Here is an 18,548-nt window from a genome sequence, read left to right as displayed (position 1 = left end):
GAGGATTACAGCAGCAATAGTTAATAAACTTCCAGATAAAATCCTGATATATAGAGGGGAAACCCATTTTACTGAACCATCACGTAAGCGCCAATACAATTATTCCAGGAATTAATGATACTAATTATGATCCTTTAAGCACGATAAGAATGGTTCTTTTCAATTTATATTTAACCTTTACTAAAAAAGCTGCTCATTATACACGTACGACACCAATCAAATTTAGTTTCAAGCTCTATATTGTCTCGAACCTGAGTCTTCAACTAACCTGCCCTTTACTTGAAGACTCAGGTTCGAGATATATACTGTGTAAAAAGAACCTAGATTGCAAATAATTCACACTTACCCAATGGTTATATATTACATATTATCAATTCTATCACCATGAATCATTAAAGCTGGAACTGGTCTTTCTGCCACCCTACAGCCCGGAATTCAATTTGATGGAAGGCGTCTGGAAATGGCTGAAAGAAACCGTCATTCCCAATGTCTTTTTCGGGAGCGTGCAGAAAATCGTTCTCGCGGTCCGGGAGTTCCTGCAAGATGTGCAACAACGCCGTGAAGAGGTCATCGATCGTTTATGTGTGAGGCTATAAAACACTAGTTTAACTTATATAATTTCAACTCTATGCAAGAGCAAAATGTGTTACAATGTGTTACAATGAAACAAAAGGAGTGATAACGATGAAAACAATAACTATACGTCTGAACAAAAATGAATCGCAAACTTTTGAGGAGTACGCTGAATTGAACAATGTCCCTCTATCAACGTTATTTAAAAAAACTCTGGAAGAGAAGATGGAAGACGAATTTGATATGAGCATGATCACAGAATATGAAAAAAATACACCTCCTGCTACGTATACGCATGATGAATTAAAAGATGACTTAGGTTTATAGTCCATGTCCTATCAAGTTGTTTATACAAAAAAAGCAATAAAAAGCCTCAAGAAAGTTGATAAAGCACAACAAAGACTAATTATTGCCTGGATAGAAAAACATTTAATCAATGCTAAAGACCCAAGAGCTTTAGGCAAGGCACTCAAAGAGGATTTGAAAGCGTATTGGCGCTATCGTGTAGGAGATTATCGCATTTTAGCCGACATCAACGATAATGAAATTAAAATTATTGTTTTTAATATAGGCCATCGTAAAGACATCTATGAGTAACAACAAATGACTTCCCCATAGTTCAGAAAATCTCCCGAAAATTGGAAGAAAGGAAAACGTCCCCGGGTAGCAACTCGTTCATTTGGAAAGGAGAAAAAATATGAGCAGACTGTATATTGTTTCCGCTTCTATAGATGAGTTTTTAGAAGTAGCGTCGGCAGAGAAAGCGAAGGAGGCCTACAACGAAATTAAAAAGGTGGTTCCAGAACATAGCTTCACTATTTTTGGGGCTGAAGATGTGACTTCTTTGGCCCGATCGCATCGGCACCTAGATCCTTCTCATTTAACGAAGAGTGTATCTACATTCATGGAGACGCTTTGCACCTCTCCCTCGCCAGGAAAACGAACGTAATCTTCAAAGATAGAGATTGTTTTTTTGATCCAGAGGTTTATCGCGATCATCGAACAAAATGAGTAAAAAAAGCCCACCTCCATCGTGAAGAAGGTCGGCAGAAATTTGTAATAGGTATGTCTTTGTATACCTACGCACTTACTCGTAAATGAATCACTGGGCCTCAACAAAGAGCGCCGCGTACTCCCGCGACGATATGCCGAGCGCTCGAAACAGCTTGTCGAACATACGGACCTCAAGAACACCTGAACCGCCCTCGGCTCGTGTGACGGTTTTAAGGTCAACACCGGCTTTCTCGGCAAGCTCTTCCTGCGTGAGCGACGCTTCCATGCGGGCTGCAAAGACGGCGCGTCCCAATATCGCGCCGATACCGTGGAAGAACTCCTCGGTTTCCGGAAGTTCTTTAAAAATGTCATCTGTACGAGTCAGGTCCTTCATCGAATCATCTCCTTCGAAAGGTCTTCGTATACTTGTCCTTTCCCGAAAATACGTTCCGGGACTCTCCTAAATGATACGTAACTACCTCACCGGATAATGTCTCGTACAACCTGTCGTAATCCCCGTCTATCGGTTCATGAGTGAACCGTACTTCTTTCCCGGGTAATTTCTGGTTGCGGTACGGCCCCTCGCGTTTTATAGGTTCTATTTCAAATCGCACAAGGCAATCTTTACTATGGTCTAATAAATCCGTGGTTTCCTCATCTTCTAGGTACCACTTCCAGGTTTATCTATGAAAGATAACACAGTAACTCAACGGCACAATAATTCAATAACACAAACATATAGTACTTTGAGATAGATCTGAATTTTGAAGTTTTCACACCGATAAGCTGACATTTCATTTTGATCGTTGATGTCACTTTGATCGTTATTTTGCACATATGTCATAAATTATAAAGCCTAATTCCTTATTCAAAAGAAAAGGAATTAGGCTTGTGGTTTTTATACCATCCTACCCTATTGCGGCATAGAAAGAAGTTGTAATAGGTCGTTTCGTTTTAAAATTATTTTGAGTTCATATAATAGATATGATTGTCCGTCCATCCCTCAGACTCATTAATGAACTTTTTTCTAGTACATTCATAAGTCAAACCAACACGTTCTGCTAGCTGAACCGAGGGCTTATTATCCAAGTTTATATGAGCTTCCATTCGATGAAAATCAAGGTTTTTAAAAGCAAAATTTAATCCTTCACTAACAGATTCCTTTCCATAACCATTTTTCCAATAATGGTTATGGAGTCTGTATTCCAAGAATCCCCACTGAAACTCACGTCTCATAAGGGTCCAAAGTCCAACCATACCAATGTGACTTAAATCTGATTTACGAAAAACACTTAAAATGTACCCCTCATCTTGTTCCGCTAGCTGCTTATGTCTCGAAACGACATCATTAAACTTTTCTTGCGTCCATCCATCCACGTCCATTTTAGGGTTATCGTGCTTATACTGTTGAGGAAGTGTACCACGGAACCCTTCCAGCCATCTTTCATAATCCCAGCTCTCCAAAGGCCTTAGTACTAATCTTTCCGTTTCTGAATAGAATTCCTGTTCTTTTGTTATCAATGTGACATCTCCTTAGCATATTATTTTTCGTTAACGTCTTTTCTCCACTATTAACATTTAGTTTATGTGCCATAAGACATCACACCTTTCATTTATATTATGTAATCATTGTACCATTTTTTTGAAAACGAAACTGAAGATACTGTTAAAAAAAGAGACCGATTGTTTAATTGTATTGGACCATAATTAATGTAAAAATTATTCACTTTGTCTAAGAAGTGTTGTATTAAAAACGATCGTTATTTTGTATAACTTATTAAAAATTCTCCTCTGTGAGTCCTGGCATTCTATATGACTGGAATCCGGGATATCTTTTCGCTTTATTACGCCCCCCTCTCGTTTTTTTCTACGTAAACACCTATCAGAAATTTCACCAATACATATATCGATAAAGTGATGGCGGCCACAATCAAAACGTGCACCTATATGATATATTCGTTTTTATTCTATTTGTCTTTTATTATTGTTGGTCCTAAAAATAATGAAATATAAAAAGTAACTATAAGGTAGAGCATTAAATAATTTATCTGTATGGTATTTATTCCTAATAAATAACTATTAATTGCTAGAAAAACCAACAATACTGAAACTGCTATTAATAATACTGTAGAAGTAAATTTGTAAATGTTTTTTATCACTCTTTCATCGTAATGTATATCCTTTTTCTTCTTTTCGCTTTTTCTTCTCAATGATTCTAAAATAGTAAAAGCTATAACACTAGAAATAAAACCTGATAACTCTACTTTTCCAGATACTAATCCCAAAACCCCAATTAAAAAAATGAGAAAAACAAACAATTCAAAAAAATATTTAGGCATTAGTTAACACTCCTTTTCTAACCAAAATAATTCATCCAAACTTTTTTCTAAATGTAGACTAACATTGAGGCACACGTAAATAGAGGGATTATACTTTTGTGCCTCAATAAGATTCATTGTCTGCCTAGTTACACCTACTTTTTTAGCTAACTCACTTTGTGTCAGATCACCTTTTTCCAAACGAGAAATCTTCACTTTATTCGCTACTGTCTTTTTTTTCATTGTATAATACCCCTTATTAAAAGTAACATATATCATACTAAATTAAAATATATGTTACTTTTTTGTATAATCATCTTCTAATACTACTATTATAAAAAATAAAGCTACCACAAAATAAATAACTGCGAATCTTTCTTGGTATCTTCTCTTTTTAGATAAATGACCTGAGTCTTTCAATTATTTCACTCCAAACCTGAAAGCTCTAATGAATAAAATCTTTTCCTGCCGTGCAGTTTAATAGCTATTTGGATAATCTAAGTAACACTTTGAAATTAAACCATTATCATTGGTGCCATGTTATATCTGAAAGCCGATCTCTAACTACTTTTGCACTCTTGATGCCGTATTTTTATAATACCCTGGTCTTAATGATTATGTATGTTAACTTATGTTCGGAGTAACTACTTAGTAATAAAATTAAATGCTTTCTATTAATAGATAATATTTGAACACATTGCAGTCTGTCTTTTCTCCGCTTCCAAAAATTAAACCTGTAACACCTGTAAATAGAATTATACTTATCAGTATCCCATAAAAATACTTAACGATAACCCAGCCCTCCCTTTCAAAACATTAGAATTCTTAACAACACAAACAAAGTCCAGCCTCCTGCCAGTTTTGAAATGACGCTTCACCCCTTCTTTTTGTCAGCTCTCTTCTTATTGATTCTGGGTATAATAAAATACCAGGAAACAAATCCACCTATGGCCAAGCCTATAACGTTATTCCATCTTATCTCTCCTTCAACAAAGTAACTGAAGGACATAGAAATAACCGCAAAAACCATAGCTGAGAGAAGACCGTTTTTGAGTCTTGCACTCATCGAAAACCTCCCTTTTACTAAATAAACTATATAAACAAGCCGCTTTTTCAAAAATATAACCCGTCTCTCATCGATCCCTGGACTAAAATACGGCAGATACGACTTGACGTTACGGCAGACTCAGTTTAGTTGTTCGTCCACCATCGACCTGGTAGACCTGCCCTGTAATAAAACCGGCTTCTTCAGCTGCCAAAAAAGCCACAAGAGACGCCACTTCTTCAGGCGTACCCGTACGGGCCACAGGGTGGATGTTTCCTATATTCCACTGGAATGCCTCAGGGTCTGGTGTACTTTTGATAAAATCAAGATTCAATTCGGTATCAATCCATCCGGGTGCTACTGCATTACAGCGGATCCCTTCATGTCCGTGATCTACAGCTACCGCACGTGTCAATCCATGTATGGCAGCCTTTGCGGCACTGTATGCCGCGTGTCCGGGGTTCGCTGCCAGCCCTTCCACCGAACCGGTATTGACAATAGTACCTTTTGTCCTACGTAGATACGGCAAGGCAGCACGGATCATCAAGAATGGACCTGTCAGATTCACGTTAAGATTCCTCTCCCAATCCTCAAGGCTCATTTCTTCGATAGAACTCTCCTGCATCATTCCCGCATTGTTGATCAGCACATCCAGTCGACCGGTGCGGGCGATGACTTCTTCAATAATTTTCTCCGGTGCTTCCGGATCGGAGAAATCTGCGGTAACAGAAGCAAATTCTTCACCCTCTCCGCGTTGTGCAGTTATGACCGTTGCTCCTTCCTCACTCAGGCGTCTGGCTATGGCGCGGCCGATTCCTTTTCGTCCGCCTGTCACCAGTGCTACTTTGTTTTCAAAACGTCTCATTATAAAAACCTCCTTATCAGACAATCCAGTGGGTTACTCTTGGAAACAGTTAATTCTGATTATACAAGCAGCTGCAGCAATATTAAACGAAACTTAAGAAAGAAGAATGACTGGCGCCCCTCCCCTTCTGGTCCATCATTTCCGTAAGCAAACTCATCACGGCTTATGTCCCCTTATTTTAAGAGATCAACACAGTTATATCCAAGCGGCTCAGGATATTGATCGATTCGGATAAAAAATAAGAAGCAACACCCTTCCACCAATTAATGAACGTTCGTAAATTAACTTGTACACTTTATCTTAACCAGGTTAAGTCAATTTGTAGTTTAAGTAATGAAATTTTACGAACGTTTGTGTTATGATATGAATGAATAATACATAAGAAAAGCGGGGCTGTACGATGGAAAACAGAAAATACGGATACATATATACCGACAATAATGAACGAAATAATAATAAACAGATTACCGGTCTAAAGGAAAAAAACATTCAGGAGCGGGACATTTTTACAGATGTGAACACTGATGAAAGCGTTCGAAAAGATAATTATGAGCTTCTTAAACGGATTCTTTACCCGGGAGATGTTCTCTACCTTCATTCCCTTGACCATCTGGGGCGTAGTAAAGAAGAGATTATGCAGGAATGGCACACTGTTACGAAAGAGCTTGAAGTAGATGTTGTCGTACTGGACATGCCTCTTCTGGATACGACAAAGTATAAAGACAGCATGGGGACATTTATTGCCGATCTCGTTTCACAAATGCTTTCCTGGATGGCCAAAAATGATAACGATGAGAGCGAGTTGCAGAAGGAAGAAGAAAGCGAAGTCAACAATCCCTACAAACGATTGGGTCGCCCGAAAGCTGAGATTACAGATGCTTTCCTGGAAGCGTACAATGAATGGAAGTCAGGAAATATTACAGCGACACAGGCGATGAAACAGGCGGAAGTGAAGAAAACGACCTTTTACAAACTCGTCCGGCAAGTAGAAGATGATATGTAAAGGAGTCCTGCTGTAATGAAAGAAAAATTCCCCTACATTGTTTATTGGTTCCTCTTTCTCTTGGGGCTTCACTCTTATTGGCAATTTTTCTTTGTGGATTACGGAGTGATTTATACAGTTTTTTTTACCTTTATAAGCGGTCTGTTCGGAGGAATGGTAGCACTGGTATTACGGAACTATAAATTAGTTATGTTAAGTTTCCTGCTTTTAATCAGTCCCTATATTATCATTCTCGGTATGCACTACGTATAATCAGAAGAAGGAAGCTGAAAAAATCAGCTTCCTTCTCTATATAAGATAATTACTCTCTTCTGGTTGTTTAACCGGTATTAAATTTTATTTCGGAGTTACTACTAAGTTTAAAGTAGAACTAGATTAAAATTTAATGCCTATTTTACCCAAGTTTTTGGACTCCTTAATGTACGTAAAGGCTTCCTGGCAGTTCTCTGCTGAAAACATCTTGTCTACAACAGGGTGGATGTCGTGCTTCTCTATGAACTGAAGCATGTCCACCCATTCCTCCATACTCCCCATCGTTGAACCGAGAAGATTATACTGGCCATAAAAGAAACTTCTGATATCCAGTTCGAAAGTGTCCTTCGTTGTAGCACCGAACGTTACGATAGTTCCCCCTCTTCTTACGGCATCGATGGACTTCTGGAATGTTTCGCCGCCGATACTCTCGACTACTACATCAATCGTCTCGTCATGAAGAACTTCATTCCAGTCATCATAGGTGAAAACGGCCCGGTCCGCTCCTATATCAAGAGCTTCTTTCATCTTATCTTCCGAACGTGAGGTAACGATGACACGTGCGCCGACTGCTTTTGCGAATTTCAGTGCATATGTCAGTACACCGCTCCCGATACCAGGCAGAAGAATCGTATCTTCCTCAGATATATTTCCACGGGTGAACATTACCCGGTAAGCTGTCAATGCTGCAAGAGACAGTACTCCCGCTTCATCCAGCGTAAGGTGATCAGGTTTTTTACGCACGTTCTCCGCTGGCATGACGATATACTCGGCGAATGTCCCGTCTTTCGGGAACCCTACGATTTCATATCCTTCCGGCGGAGCATCACTTTTCTCTTTCCAGCCGAGACCTGGATAGATAATGACTTCCTCCCCGTTTTGAAAATCTTTGACGTCCGCTCCCGTCTCTTCAATCGTAGCAGAAGCATCGGATCCCGGAATGAAAGGTCCTGATTCCGGGTCATGTTTGTTCTCGACGACCGCCACATCTCTCCGGTTCAGTCCACCCACGTTCACTTTCAGAAGCACTTCTTCGGCACCGGGCGTCCTTACGTCCATCTCCCTGTATGTAAGTCCGGAGATTCCCTGCTTGTGTTCATGTACAATCGCTTTCATATTACTGTCCCCTTTCTTTTAAGACTACCTTCAGCTTACCAATAATCTGTGGAAAATAAAATAAGAGTCCATCCTTTTAAGGATGAACTCTCGTTTTAAAATATATTAGTCAAGTACTTTAACAGTTACGGATTGACGTCCGAAGTCAAGGGCGTCACCCTGGCTAGGCATGAAGAGATCGATGCGGTTGCCGTTAATAGCTCCACCGGTATCACCAGCGATAGCTGTTCCGTATCCTTCGACCCATACTTTGGAACCGAGCGGGATGACGTCAGGATCGACTGCGATGACTTTCTGACCAGGGTTGGCTTTCAGATCCTGACCTGTAGCTGTAACACCGCTGCATCCTGCACAATAAGCTGTATATGCTGTAGCTTCAGCTGTGAACTGCTTCTGTACATCTCCCTGGGAGCTGCTTTCAGAAGAGCTGGAACTGCTGCTTTCAGATGCTGTGCTGCTACTTTGTTTCTGCTCGGATGCAGAGCTGCTGCTTGCACTGGAAGCCGCTTTCTCTTCCTGTTTGGAGTCAGAAGCTGATTTAACTGCCGCTTTACTTCCTACCGCCAATTCATCTCCAGGGTGGATCAGGTTACTGGATAGATTGTTCCAGCTTTTCACCTGAGACACGCTGATGCCATGGCTGCTGGAGATTTTGTGAAGTGTATCTCCGGATTTTACGGTATAGACGTTGGAATTTGTTGTTGTTTTTTCTGCCGCTTTACCGTCCACGCTCAACGACTGTCCAGGATAAATGATGTTGGAGTTAAGGCCGTTGACGGATTTCAGCTGGCTTACCGACACATTATATTGTTTGGAGATGCCCCAAAGTGTATCTCCACTGTTTACGTTGTGATCCTCAGCACTTACTGTAGTAGCGAATGCTCCTGTAAGGGCTGCTGTAGTTGCTAGTGTAACGATCTGTTTTTTCATTTGTTAATTCCTCCTTGATGGTTATCTCTCATCTGCACAATATCCATAATAACAGGTGTACAGAATAATTTAAGAACAAGGAGCTAACAGTTTGTTTGCAATATTAACATTCACATTGCACAGACATTACAAAGCTTAGATTTGTTGAGCTTCCGCCTGAGCTTTAGGGTCATCGAGATACTCATCATATCTCATTTCTTTATCCACTATTCCATTAGGAGTGATTTCGATGATACGATTCGCCACCGTCTGTATGAACTCGTGGTCGTGCGAGGCGAAAATGACCGAACCTTTGAAATTGGCCACTCCTTTGTTCAGGGACGTGATCGACTCCAGATCCAGGTGGTTGGTCGGCTGGTCCAGAATCAAAACGTTAGCTCCGGAGAGCATCATTTTCGAAAGCATGCAGCGGACTCTTTCGCCCCCGGACAGAACATTCGGGCTCTTCAGTGCTTCTTCCCCGGAGAAAAGCATGCGACCGAGGAAACTGCGCAGGAATGTCTCCGTCTCGTCTTCCGGTGAATACTGTCTCAACCATTCGACTAGCGTTTTCTCGTTCCCTTCAAAGTATTCCGTGTTATCTTTCGGGAAGTAGCTCTGGGATGTCGTGACCCCCCATTTATACGTACCTTCATCCGGCTCCATCTCCCCGGCGAGTATTTCAAGAAGTGCCGTTTTGGACGTCTCGGAAGAACCGACAAGGGCGACTTTGTCGTCTTTATTGAGTGTAAAGCTTACATTGTTCAGCACTTTTTCACCATCTATCGTCTTGGAAAGATTTTGCACCGTCAGTAAGTCATTACCGATTTCCCTCTCCGCCTGGAAAGCTATATAAGGATATTTCCTGGAAGACGGCTGGATATCATCAAGCGTAATTTTATCAAGCATTTTCTTCCTGGACGTAGCCTGTTTCGATTTGGAAGCGTTGGCGCTGAAACGGGCGACGAATTCCTTCAGCTGTTTGACTTTCTCTTCTTTCTTTTTGTTCTGTTCTTCTGCCATTTTTCTGGCAAGCTGGCTGGATTCGTACCAGAAATCGTAGTTCCCTACATATACCTGGATTTTCTGGAAGTCCAGATCCGCAATATGGGTACATACATTATTAAGGAAGTGACGGTCGTGGGAAACGACTACCACTGTATTTTCGAATTCGATGAGGAACTCTTCCAGCCAGCGGATGGCGTGGATGTCAAGGTGGTTGGTAGGCTCATCGAGAAGCAGTACATCAGGATTGCCGAACAGAGCCTGGGCGAGAAGCACCTTGACTTTGTCGTTTGCAGGAAGTTCCCTCATTTTTTTATCGTGCTGAGCGTCATCTACACCGAGACCCGTAAGAAGTTGTGCAGCTTCAGATTCCGCTTCCCATCCGTTCATCTCTGCGAATTCACCTTCAAGTTCCGCAGCCCGCATACCGTCCGCTTCCGTAAAGTCACCTTTCGCATAGATCGCATTTTTCTCTTCCATTACTTCATACAGCCGTTCGTATCCCATAATGACCGTATCAAGAACATTGTATTCATCATAAGCGAAGTGATCCTGTTTCAAAACGGCAAGACGCTGCCCCTTGCCGAGAGCGACTTCTCCGCTCTGTGCATCCAGTTCGCCGCTTAATATTTTAAGGAACGTCGACTTCCCGGAACCATTGGCCCCGATCAATCCGTAGCAGTGACCTTCTGTAAACTTGATGTTCACATCTTCAAACAGTTTTCTATCCCCGAAACGTAGACTTACGTTTTGTACTTGTAGCATAGTAACTAATCCTCCATTCAAAAATTCTCATTTATTATATCAGGAAATCACAAAATAAAAAACGCGGGCATCCGCGTTTCTACTGATTATAGTATAAGCTTTTATTCTCAACGACCTGAATCGTTTTTGTAGCGCGTTTCATTTCGCTGTCACAGACGGGGCATGTATGAACTTGTTTATCTTTGAAGTTGTCCCTCATCCAGCAGTTACAACCTTCCGCGGTACATTCCCACACGGATGTTTCTTCCTCTGGTGCTTTCTCCTGATTCTGTCTTCCGAATGCCATACTATCTCACCTCTTATTCTAGAGAATAAACAATTGTTTTAATTTTACTACTTTTTTCCGGTTAAGTCAAAATTATATGGCACAAATGTGTAAATCGCGCCGGAGGTTTTACACCGCCATACCTGTGTGCTACACTCCAATTAACGTTTTTACGAAAAGGAGCTTTTCAATGAAAAAAGTATTATTACTCGTTCTGGTTGCAGCAGTCACTCTTCTGGCAGCATGTTCTTCCGGAGATGACGGAAAAAGCAGCAGCGGGGATTCCAAAGAAAATAAAGACAATTCAGGCAAAGCGGCAGCAGTCGTAAACGGGGAAGAAATTACCCAGAAGGAATTCGAATCCAATGTGGAAAGCGTCAAGCAGCAGTACAAACAATTCGGCATGGACGCTTCCAAGCAGGAAGATCAGATCAATAAAACCGCCATCAATCAGCTGATCGGCACAGAGCTTGTGATGCAGAAGGCGGAAGAAATGGATATTAAAGTATCGGATAAAGAAATAAACAAGCAGTTCGAGGAAATGAAAAAACAGTACAAAGAAAACGATCAGTGGGAAAAATTCCTTGAAAAAAATGATATGTCTCAGGAAGAAATTAAACAGGAAATGAAGAAAAGTCAAAAAGCACAGAAATACGTGGACAAAAACGTAGACGTTCCGGAAGTTACGGATAAAGAAGCGAAAGAACAGTATGAGAAAATGAAGGAACAGATGAAAGCACAGCAGGATGCACAGAAAGAAGAAGGCAACAAAGACGGTCAGAAAGCACAGCAGCAGCAACTCGGCTCTTTCAAAGAGATGAAAGACCAGATCAAACAGCAGCTCGCTTCCCAGAAACAGAGCGAAGCCGTCAACAAACACATTGAATCCCTTCGTGAGAAAGCCGACGTTAAAGTTAATGTATAAAAGAAACCCCCGGAAATCCGGGGGTTTCTTTAGATGGAAGATGTCAGCTTTTCTTTAAGTTCCTGCAGCTCTTCCGTACTTACGGCATCTTCTCCGTTATTACGGAGTTTCCTGTAGTACTCTTTCACCTTCTCTTCATACCTGTCCATCAGTTCGCTGACGGCATCAAGATAGGCTTCCTTGTAATACTCCGCGAAACTCTCCTCGACCGGAGTAAGTACTTTCCCGAAAATTCCGGGTAGCTGTTCTTTCACTTCTTCGCGTAACTCTTCTTTTCTGTTCCCTTCAAAGAGCTGTTTGGCACTCGAGTACCGTTGCAGCGAGATATCCAGATCTTCGGCCGTTTCCTCTATCTCGACGGTGAACGATGGGGTTTCCACCGACACTTCCTCCTTTTCTTCCTTGAAAGGTCTGGAGTCCGTCACGGCTTTTACCTGTTCCACCGTTTTCCGGCTTCTTTCCCGGAGAAGGTCGCCGACGAAACTTTCCATACGAAGACTGATGGCTCTGACTTCGTCGAGAAGCTCCTTCTCATATCTGTTCAAAAGACGATCCAGTGCTCTCACCAGCTGTGGTTTTATTTCTGATTTCTCTCCCTGTATATACCCGGGGTTGATTTCCTCTTTAAAGAAATCGGATACCTGCAGAATCTGCCGCTCCTCCAGGTAGTGGAACTGCTTGTCCACCTTCTGACCCACAGCAGGGGCTTCTTTCTTCCCTTTTTCTTCAAGAAGTATTTCGGATATCCGTCTCTCTTCCTCTCCCCATTTATCCAACTGTCTTTTCTGCTCTTCTTCATTTCCGGCAGCAAAATCAAGCAGCTGGGAAGTCACTTCCACGGTTTCTTCGAGATCGGAATGGACCGACTGAAAGACCATAGCCTGCAAATCTTCATGAATGAACGTACGGAAATCGCGTTCGAACGCGGGGAGGTTGCTCTCCTCTTTCTCTCCCTGCCGTGCTTTAAGGCTGGAAACGGCGTGCATCCTCGGGTTTCTTATTCCGTAGAAGGTGAGCTGGGATTCGATATAAGAGCGTACGGACTGAAGATCCTCTTCGCTCTGGGCAAGATCACTGGCATTGATGATGAAAAACATTTTATCTACGGCGAATGAATCTTTTACCCGGCCGAGCTGACGCAAAAAGCCGGCGTCCGCTTTCGTGAAGGCGTGGTTATAATAAGTCAGAAAAAGGATAGCGTCCGCTTCTTTTATATAACCGAACGATACGTCCGTGTGGCGGTCGTTAACGGAGTCGGCTCCGGGAGTGTCCACAAATGTTATCCCTTCCCTTGCATAAACGGAATCGACATAAAAGTCTATCGCTTTTACGAACACAGAGTGCGATTCGTCTCTGACGTATGTTACGAATTCTTTCTGAGAGACTTCAAGGCGGCTTCCGATGTGTCCTTTAAGTTCCTCATAACCGTTCTGAAAAGCCTGTACCATCGTTCGTTTTCTCGTTTCCAATTCATCGGTATTCGTTCGTAAAATTTCTTCCGGACCGGAAACGTCAAGAAAATCGAACGATTCGATGAGTTCCTTTTCAGTAAGAAAGTGAACAGTCGCTGTTTCATTAGGGTGGTTATCCTCCGGAGGTACTACCCGGTTGATGGAAGCGGTCGTCGGGTTCGGGGACGTCGGTAAGTAGTCCCCACCCAGTAACGCATTTATGAACGAAGATTTTCCGGCACTGAATGCTCCGAATAAAGCTACCGTAAACTGCTGATGATCCACGCGGCTCAATTTTTCTTTAATGGAGCGGGCGTAAGACTCCAGAAATTCGTAATCCTGGAGCACCGGCAGCACTTCTTCGGCTTTTCTTCTGATTTCGGTCTTTGAGCCGGACGGCCCGCCACCCGATTCCTCCGGCTGTTCTTCTTTTTGCAGCCGCTGGTCGTATTCGAGTTCCAGATCATTTTCAAAATCGGTTTCTTTTCTGGCCGCAAGTGCAGCCTCGGCCTGCTGCTCATCTTGTTCTATCTCTCCGTCATGGACCCGATACAGGAGTTTCCGTTTCTCCTCCCATTTTTCTTTCTGTCCATTCAGCTGTTCCTCGACCCTTTGTTTCTCATTCAGCTCTTCTTCCTCATCACCTAAAAGAGCGAGCTCATTTTCCTGCTGGGCGTCCAGCTGTTCTTTCATCTGTTTGTAGATATCTTCCGTCTCCTGCTGGTACAGTTTCAATATGTCTTTACTGAGCTCGTCCATATACCTCAGTACATATTCGCCGGTAACGTTGGCCCCGGTCGCAATCACGTCTTCGAGCAGTTGCTCAGGTACCTGTACATGAAACTGTTGTATCCGTTTCTCAAGATGTTCGTCGGTTAACGAATGGGTATCGGCAAGCTCCCGCATGCGATCACGCAGAGGCCACTCCAGATTTTTTTCAAGGGTCGCGGACAAATTTTCATAAAACACATCCCGGCGCCTCTTCCGTTCTTCCTCGGTTTTATCTTTCGTGAATATGAGCCCCTTCTTGAAGTTCGGCTGCGTCGATTCCAGATACTGCTGTGCATCGTCTCTCAGGACAGCTGGGGTAATATAGGCATTCTTCAGAAAACCGCGTACTCTTTTCTTATACTGCTCTTCGAGTGAATTCTTCTTTTCCATGAAATTATGTTTAATCGCTTCTATCCGTTCCCCGGCTTCTTCAAGGGAGGACGTACTGTATGCTTCCAGTTCGGCTTCGTAAGCATCTATATCATATTTATGACGAAGAGCCTGATCACATTCCTTAAGTACTGACTGAATGTGATTCTTCCCGTTCCTTTCACTGATCCTTTCCTGAACGTCTTCATTCAGCAGGGTGTTTCCTTCAAGACGGTTCAGGTGCTCCTGGTGCATCGACGTATAGAAGATGTGCTGCGGGTGAAGTTCGTATCCAGTCAGCCACTCCCGGACAGACGAGCTGAAATCGTCGAAAGTCACTTCCTCTTCCTGATGTTTATCCATCTGGTTAATGACGAGCGTATAAGAAATCCCCTGATTCTCAAGTTCCGTCAAAAAACTGCTGTTCACTTCCGACTGGACGTGGTTATAATCGACGACATAATACAGATGGTCGACGATGTGAAGAGATCCTTCCGTAATTGTACGATCCATATCGTCCGTGGAATCGACGCCCGGAGTATCTATGAACATGATGTTTTCAGGAAAATGGACATCGGACTTATAAATGGAAAGAGATGCGATCTGTCTGTTGTCTTTACAAAGGGCCTGCAGACGGTCCAGGTCACGCGAGGCCTCTTTGGCAATCGGTCGTTTCTCCTGATTATAAGCAACCGCCATCTCTTCCCCTTTCTGGAGACGGACGATATTGGCGCTGGTCGGAATCGGGCTGGAAGGAAGTACATCCGTCCCGGCCAGGTAATTGATCAGAGACGATTTTCCGGCGGAAAAATGACCGGCGAATCCGATAACGAACGTCTGTTCGATATCCTTTTCGTATATATCCAGGACTTTTTCAGCCTGTTCTGTAAGCCCTTCTTCCACGAGGAACGTATACAGTTGTTTGATCGTATGTGCAGATGTTTGAACGGTAGTCATAGTCGATCTCCTTTATTCTTGTTTAAATAATTCCTGAAGGGCCGGTAGCTGATACGCCCCTCTCGCCTCACGAACGGCAGTAAGTACTGCCTGCTCCACAACGTGCACGGCCAGAGCTGACAGCTGCAAGAGTGAAACATCTACTTCGCCGCCGGCCATGACGAACAGAGCATCGCCGTCCATCACCGTATGTACCGGACGTATGCACCTTGCGAGGCCGTCATGAGCAGCAGAGGCGAGGTAGTTAGCTTCTGACTTCGTAATATTCGCATTCGTGGTGATACAGCCGATAGTTGTGTTCATCCCTTCCGCTCCGTCCGGAGAATCCATTTCCTGGAGGGATTTTGCAGTATCCATAAAGGAACCGCTTTCCCGGGCTCCGGCAATGATCCGGCCGGTTTCAGGGTCTATTATATCACCGAACGCATTCACTGCAATACAGGCGCCTATCTTCAAACCGTTAACTTCTACGGCACAGGACCCGAACCCGCTTTTCATGGCGGAATCGAAGCCTCTCATTTTACCGATACTGGCTCCTGTGCCGGCCCCTTTGTTGCCCGAGGGAACATCATTTTTATCGAAAGCCTGACGCGCAGCCTCATAACCATAGGAAGAATCGGGCCAGGCGTTTCCTGACAAGGGAAGAAAGTCGAACAAAATAGCCCCCGGCACGATAGGGATCGTATTGCCAAGCAGTTCGAACCCTATTTTTCTCTCAGACAGGTACCTCATCACTCCTCCGGCCGCCTCGAGACCGAAAGCACTGCCGCCACTTAGCGTAACAGCGTGAATCTTCTGTACCGTGTTCTCCGATTTCAGAAGGTCGGTCTCTCTCGTTCCCGGAGCTCTGCCCTGGACGGACACACCGCCCACAGCGCCTGTCTCGTGAATGATGACAGTAGTCCCGGTCCCATTTTCTTCGTCTGTGCAGTGACCGTAAAGGAAAGGAGTGACCTCGCGTACATCTATACTTTTCATAGTGATTCCTCCCACGTTTAAAATTGATAGGAAAAAGGTACATATTGATGATGAAAGAAAGGAGTGAGCGTATGCTTAAACAGATAACAGTGCACGGCAGAGTCCAGGGAGTCGGGTTCCGTATGTCTGCCAAGCAGGTTGCAGACCGGCACGGCATCACAGGGCAGGTACAGAATAAAGAGGATGGAACCGTAGAAATAATCGCCCAGGGTGAAGAAGAAAAAATACAGGAATTCATAAAGAAAATCGAGAACGGCCCTGCCCCTGCTGCGGATGTTACAAAAACGGACGTCACCGACCTGGATGGTCCCGGCAATTTTCAGGATTTTGAAGTTGTAGGATGATACAACTTCTCCAGTAAAAAAAGCTGCCTCTGAACAGGCAGCTTTTCCTATGTGTTCCTCTATTCCTGGAAGAACTTACGGTTCATTTCAATATATGGCGTCTCTTCTTCCGGTACTTCGTCTTCGATATATATCGCTTCTACCGGGCAGACCGCTTCGCAGGCCCCGCAGTCGATGCAGATAGCCGGATCGATATAAAACATGTCTTTTCCTTCTTCTATGCAATCAACAGGGCATACTTCTACGCATTCACCTGATTTTTCGTCTTTACACGGGGATGTTATAACAAATGCCATTTCTATTCCTCCTTTTTATAAGATAAACTCTTCCCTCTATCTTAATTAGAAAGAAGCACTACCTTCAATCATACCTATTATAATGAAACCTGGCAATTATTTATGCCAAATTCTCCTGAATTTCCACTGATTACCGTCTTTCTCAAGAAGAATGGCATCCGGATATGAGAAACTGAGCCAGTCTTCGAATGATACTTCCATCCCGAAATGTTCAAGAATATATACTAAAATTTCCCCATGGGTTACGAGCAGAGGATACGTAAAGGAATCGACTTCCTCCAGAAACTCACGGACGCGTTCTTTAGCATCACGGGCAGACTCCCCGCCGGAGACTTTCATTTCCCTGTCGTGGAAACTGTCTTCGATATACTCTTCCCAGTCTTCCAGAGGAACATCACTCAATATTCTTTCCTCCAGCCGCTCATCGGTCCGGATGGAAAGTCCGTGTTCTTCGGCAAAAGGTTTGATAGTCTCAATCGCACGTAAAAAGGGACTGGAAAAAACAGCTTCGCAGCAGCTCCAGTTATTAAGCTCCTCTGCAAGAGCAGCAGTCTCCTTCAGTCCGCGACGGCTCAAGGGGGAATCACGATGCTGCCCTTCGGCTTCTGCATGTCGTACGAGCATTACACGATCCATCTGCAAAACCTCACTTTGCTCGGGATACTTCGGTTATTCCCTTTACCCTTCGTCTTTACACGTAAATTCGCTTATTTTTCAAAATCTTCTGAAGTATCTACAGAAATATTTAAATTCGTATATTTATTTTTGACCTCCACCGGGGAGAATAATAGCTACGGGATGAAATCATAATTAAAAAATTATGTGATTTCAGTTTAAATGCATCAGCTTTATTTTTCAAAACAGAATTTAAGTAATTTTTGAAAGAAAAGCCCGGAAAACGCACTGGAGTCTGTAAAACGGACTAATAGAGCGCTTATAAAATTATTTCACTCTTAAAACCTGTATATTTTGTACTAGCGATCCTCATATAGGCACCTAATTTATTCGTAGAAGAAAAAGAGGTTGAAAGACAGATAAGATACAGCAACGGGGAAACAGGTAAGTCAGATTGCTCCTCCTAAAATAACAAGTAAGGCATATGTTGAGGCGAGAAAGGGAAACGTTGTAGTTAGCCATGTAACCATATGGTCTAAAGGAATTGAAGAGGTACCATTTAAGGTGATAGGATAGAAAAATACTAAAATTCCTATTAAACTGAAAAAGAGGAATTTTAAAATGTTAGAAACTTTCTTATTTGATGCGTCATAATGGGGGGCTATACTTTTGGACATTTGAGATTTTGACATAGTATCAGGTCCTCCCTCTTTAAATTAACGTTTTCTTAGAA

The 18,548-nt window shown here is 43.0% G+C and carries 22 protein-coding genes and 1 pseudogene; 8 read left to right on the top strand and 15 right to left on the bottom strand.

The features are described from left to right. Positions 1–383 precede the first annotated feature (383 nt). The 4 genes and pseudogenes from AAV35_RS06585 to AAV35_RS06570 all read left to right on the top strand — a co-directional run. A pseudogene (locus AAV35_RS06585) lies at positions 384–596 on the top strand (transposase); the annotation flags it as partial. An 88-nt stretch (positions 597–684) separates the two neighbouring features. Next, entirely contained in the window at positions 685–900 is a 216-nt protein-coding gene (gene relB / locus AAV35_RS06580) for a type II toxin-antitoxin system RelB family antitoxin (protein ID WP_008587661.1), read from the top strand. Between the two features lie 3 nt (positions 901–903). Beyond that, positions 904–1,170, top strand: coding sequence for a type II toxin-antitoxin system RelE family toxin (locus tag AAV35_RS06575; RefSeq protein ID WP_008587660.1), 267 nt, complete (start codon positions 904–906; stop codon positions 1,168–1,170). 100 nt (positions 1,171–1,270) lie between these two features. Then, positions 1,271–1,522, top strand: a complete 252-nt coding sequence (locus AAV35_RS06570) for a hypothetical protein (RefSeq protein ID WP_008587658.1) — start codon at positions 1,271–1,273, stop codon at positions 1,520–1,522. 153 nt (positions 1,523–1,675) lie between these two features. On the opposite strand, the gene AAV35_RS06565 is transcribed toward AAV35_RS06570, so the two are convergent. The 6 genes from AAV35_RS06565 to AAV35_RS06535 form a co-directional block, all read right to left on the bottom strand. Next, positions 1,676–1,960: a helix-turn-helix domain-containing protein gene (locus AAV35_RS06565; RefSeq protein WP_008587656.1), complete on the bottom strand. Its 285-nt coding sequence runs from the start codon at positions 1,958–1,960 to the stop codon at positions 1,676–1,678. 566 nt (positions 1,961–2,526) lie between these two features. Next, positions 2,527–3,087 carry a GNAT family N-acetyltransferase gene (locus tag AAV35_RS06555; protein ID WP_008587653.1) on the bottom strand — a complete coding sequence of 187 codons (561 nt, stop codon included), beginning with the start codon at positions 3,085–3,087 and terminating at the stop codon, positions 2,527–2,529. Between the two features lie 446 nt (positions 3,088–3,533). Then, a complete protein-coding gene (locus AAV35_RS06550) occupies positions 3,534–3,905 on the bottom strand; it encodes a hypothetical protein (RefSeq protein ID WP_008587651.1) in 372 nt (123 codons plus the stop codon). A gap of 3 nt (positions 3,906–3,908) precedes the next feature. Next, on the bottom strand, positions 3,909–4,127 hold the full coding sequence (locus tag AAV35_RS06545) for a helix-turn-helix transcriptional regulator (RefSeq protein WP_008587649.1): 219 nt from the start codon (positions 4,125–4,127) through the stop codon (positions 3,909–3,911). Between the two features lie 631 nt (positions 4,128–4,758). Then, on the bottom strand, positions 4,759–4,950 hold the full coding sequence (locus tag AAV35_RS06540) for a hypothetical protein (RefSeq protein ID WP_008587647.1): 192 nt from the start codon (positions 4,948–4,950) through the stop codon (positions 4,759–4,761). Between the two features lie 109 nt (positions 4,951–5,059). Continuing rightward, positions 5,060–5,794, bottom strand: a complete 735-nt coding sequence (locus tag AAV35_RS06535; protein ID WP_008587644.1) for an SDR family NAD(P)-dependent oxidoreductase — start codon at positions 5,792–5,794, stop codon at positions 5,060–5,062. 400 nt (positions 5,795–6,194) lie between these two features. On the opposite strand from AAV35_RS06535, the gene AAV35_RS06530 reads away from it, so the two are divergent. After that, positions 6,195–6,797, top strand: a complete 603-nt coding sequence (locus AAV35_RS06530) for a recombinase family protein (protein ID WP_008587642.1) — start codon at positions 6,195–6,197, stop codon at positions 6,795–6,797. A 15-nt stretch (positions 6,798–6,812) separates the two neighbouring features. Beyond that, entirely contained in the window at positions 6,813–7,049 is a 237-nt protein-coding gene (locus AAV35_RS06525; RefSeq protein ID WP_008587641.1) for a hypothetical protein, read from the top strand. A gap of 123 nt (positions 7,050–7,172) precedes the next feature. Here the strand turns inward: AAV35_RS06525 and AAV35_RS06520 are convergent, their stop codons facing one another. The 4 genes from AAV35_RS06520 to AAV35_RS06505 all read right to left on the bottom strand — a co-directional run bounded on the left by AAV35_RS06520 (position 7,173) and on the right by AAV35_RS06505 (position 11,130). Beyond that, positions 7,173–8,165, bottom strand: a complete 993-nt coding sequence (locus tag AAV35_RS06520) for a zinc-binding dehydrogenase (protein ID WP_008587639.1) — start codon at positions 8,163–8,165, stop codon at positions 7,173–7,175. A gap of 105 nt (positions 8,166–8,270) precedes the next feature. After that, positions 8,271–9,095 carry a LysM peptidoglycan-binding and 3D domain-containing protein gene (locus tag AAV35_RS06515; RefSeq protein WP_008587637.1) on the bottom strand — a complete coding sequence of 275 codons (825 nt, stop codon included), beginning with the start codon at positions 9,093–9,095 and terminating at the stop codon, positions 8,271–8,273. A gap of 135 nt (positions 9,096–9,230) precedes the next feature. Then, positions 9,231–10,844: an ABC-F family ATP-binding cassette domain-containing protein gene (locus AAV35_RS06510; RefSeq protein ID WP_008587635.1), complete on the bottom strand. Its 1,614-nt coding sequence runs from the start codon at positions 10,842–10,844 to the stop codon at positions 9,231–9,233. Between the two features lie 79 nt (positions 10,845–10,923). Then, a complete protein-coding gene (locus AAV35_RS06505) occupies positions 10,924–11,130 on the bottom strand; it encodes a cold-shock protein (protein ID WP_008587634.1) in 207 nt (68 codons plus the stop codon). A gap of 169 nt (positions 11,131–11,299) precedes the next feature. Here AAV35_RS06505 and AAV35_RS06500 point away from each other — a divergent pair, with 169 nt between their 5' ends. Beyond that, the gene (locus AAV35_RS06500) at positions 11,300–12,034 is read left to right on the top strand and encodes a SurA N-terminal domain-containing protein (protein ID WP_008587631.1); all 735 of its coding nucleotides are present in this window, start codon (positions 11,300–11,302) and stop codon (positions 12,032–12,034) included. Positions 12,035–12,063: 29 nt separating this feature from the next. Here AAV35_RS06500 and AAV35_RS06495 read toward each other — a convergent pair whose 3' ends face one another. Continuing rightward, complete coding sequence (locus AAV35_RS06495; RefSeq protein WP_008587629.1) at positions 12,064–15,582, bottom strand: dynamin family protein; 3,519 nt, start codon at positions 15,580–15,582, stop codon at positions 12,064–12,066. A gap of 12 nt (positions 15,583–15,594) precedes the next feature. After that, positions 15,595–16,560, bottom strand: coding sequence for a P1 family peptidase (locus AAV35_RS06490; protein ID WP_008587626.1), 966 nt, complete (start codon positions 16,558–16,560; stop codon positions 15,595–15,597). 71 nt (positions 16,561–16,631) lie between these two features. Here AAV35_RS06490 and AAV35_RS06485 point away from each other — a divergent pair, with 71 nt between their 5' ends. After that, complete coding sequence (locus tag AAV35_RS06485; protein ID WP_040609065.1) at positions 16,632–16,904, top strand: acylphosphatase; 273 nt, start codon at positions 16,632–16,634, stop codon at positions 16,902–16,904. A gap of 59 nt (positions 16,905–16,963) precedes the next feature. Here the strand turns inward: AAV35_RS06485 and AAV35_RS06480 are convergent, their stop codons facing one another. The 3 genes from AAV35_RS06480 to AAV35_RS06470 form a co-directional block, all read right to left on the bottom strand. Further along, a complete protein-coding gene (locus AAV35_RS06480; RefSeq protein ID WP_008587621.1) occupies positions 16,964–17,200 on the bottom strand; it encodes a ferredoxin family protein in 237 nt (78 codons plus the stop codon). Between the two features lie 96 nt (positions 17,201–17,296). Next, positions 17,297–17,836 carry a histidine phosphatase family protein gene (locus AAV35_RS06475; protein ID WP_008587619.1) on the bottom strand — a complete coding sequence of 180 codons (540 nt, stop codon included), beginning with the start codon at positions 17,834–17,836 and terminating at the stop codon, positions 17,297–17,299. A gap of 428 nt (positions 17,837–18,264) precedes the next feature. Then, a complete protein-coding gene (locus AAV35_RS06470) occupies positions 18,265–18,507 on the bottom strand; it encodes a hypothetical protein (RefSeq protein ID WP_008587617.1) in 243 nt (80 codons plus the stop codon). Positions 18,508–18,548: the final 41 nt, after the last annotated feature.

Origin of the sequence: Salimicrobium jeotgali, from assembly GCF_001685435.2 — a bacterium.
In the GTDB taxonomy this organism is placed as follows: domain Bacteria; phylum Bacillota; class Bacilli; order Bacillales; family Halobacillaceae; genus Salimicrobium; species Salimicrobium album.
Note: the sequence above shows the minus strand (reverse complement) of the source record. Positions and strands in the feature narration are given on the sequence as shown.

Coding starts and splice junctions, on each gene's coding strand:
- AAV35_RS06495 (WP_008587629.1), bottom strand. CDS start 15,582: ATGACTACCGTTCAAACATCTGCACATACGATCAAACAACTGTATACG.
- AAV35_RS06530 (WP_008587642.1), top strand. CDS start 6,195: ATGGAAAACAGAAAATACGGATACATATATACCGACAATAATGAACGA.
- AAV35_RS06520 (WP_008587639.1), bottom strand. CDS start 8,165: ATGAAAGCGATTGTACATGAACACAAGCAGGGAATCTCCGGACTTACA.
- AAV35_RS06540 (WP_008587647.1), bottom strand. CDS start 4,950: ATGAGTGCAAGACTCAAAAACGGTCTTCTCTCAGCTATGGTTTTTGCG.
- AAV35_RS06565 (WP_008587656.1), bottom strand. CDS start 1,960: ATGAAGGACCTGACTCGTACAGATGACATTTTTAAAGAACTTCCGGAA.
- AAV35_RS06480 (WP_008587621.1), bottom strand. CDS start 17,200: ATGGCATTTGTTATAACATCCCCGTGTAAAGACGAAAAATCAGGTGAA.
- AAV35_RS06490 (WP_008587626.1), bottom strand. CDS start 16,560: ATGAAAAGTATAGATGTACGCGAGGTCACTCCTTTCCTTTACGGTCAC.
- relB (WP_008587661.1), top strand. CDS start 685: ATGAAAACAATAACTATACGTCTGAACAAAAATGAATCGCAAACTTTT.
- AAV35_RS06515 (WP_008587637.1), bottom strand. CDS start 9,095: ATGAAAAAACAGATCGTTACACTAGCAACTACAGCAGCCCTTACAGGA.
- AAV35_RS06510 (WP_008587635.1), bottom strand. CDS start 10,844: ATGCTACAAGTACAAAACGTAAGTCTACGTTTCGGGGATAGAAAACTG.
- AAV35_RS06475 (WP_008587619.1), bottom strand. CDS start 17,836: ATGGATCGTGTAATGCTCGTACGACATGCAGAAGCCGAAGGGCAGCAT.
- AAV35_RS06470 (WP_008587617.1), bottom strand. CDS start 18,507: ATGTCAAAATCTCAAATGTCCAAAAGTATAGCCCCCCATTATGACGCA.
- AAV35_RS06505 (WP_008587634.1), bottom strand. CDS start 11,130: ATGGCATTCGGAAGACAGAATCAGGAGAAAGCACCAGAGGAAGAAACA.
- AAV35_RS06525 (WP_008587641.1), top strand. CDS start 6,813: ATGAAAGAAAAATTCCCCTACATTGTTTATTGGTTCCTCTTTCTCTTG.
- AAV35_RS06550 (WP_008587651.1), bottom strand. CDS start 3,905: ATGCCTAAATATTTTTTTGAATTGTTTGTTTTTCTCATTTTTTTAATT.
- AAV35_RS06500 (WP_008587631.1), top strand. CDS start 11,300: ATGAAAAAAGTATTATTACTCGTTCTGGTTGCAGCAGTCACTCTTCTG.
- AAV35_RS06485 (WP_040609065.1), top strand. CDS start 16,632: ATGCTTAAACAGATAACAGTGCACGGCAGAGTCCAGGGAGTCGGGTTC.
- AAV35_RS06570 (WP_008587658.1), top strand. CDS start 1,271: ATGAGCAGACTGTATATTGTTTCCGCTTCTATAGATGAGTTTTTAGAA.
- AAV35_RS06535 (WP_008587644.1), bottom strand. CDS start 5,794: ATGAGACGTTTTGAAAACAAAGTAGCACTGGTGACAGGCGGACGAAAA.
- AAV35_RS06545 (WP_008587649.1), bottom strand. CDS start 4,127: ATGAAAAAAAAGACAGTAGCGAATAAAGTGAAGATTTCTCGTTTGGAA.
- AAV35_RS06575 (WP_008587660.1), top strand. CDS start 904: ATGTCCTATCAAGTTGTTTATACAAAAAAAGCAATAAAAAGCCTCAAG.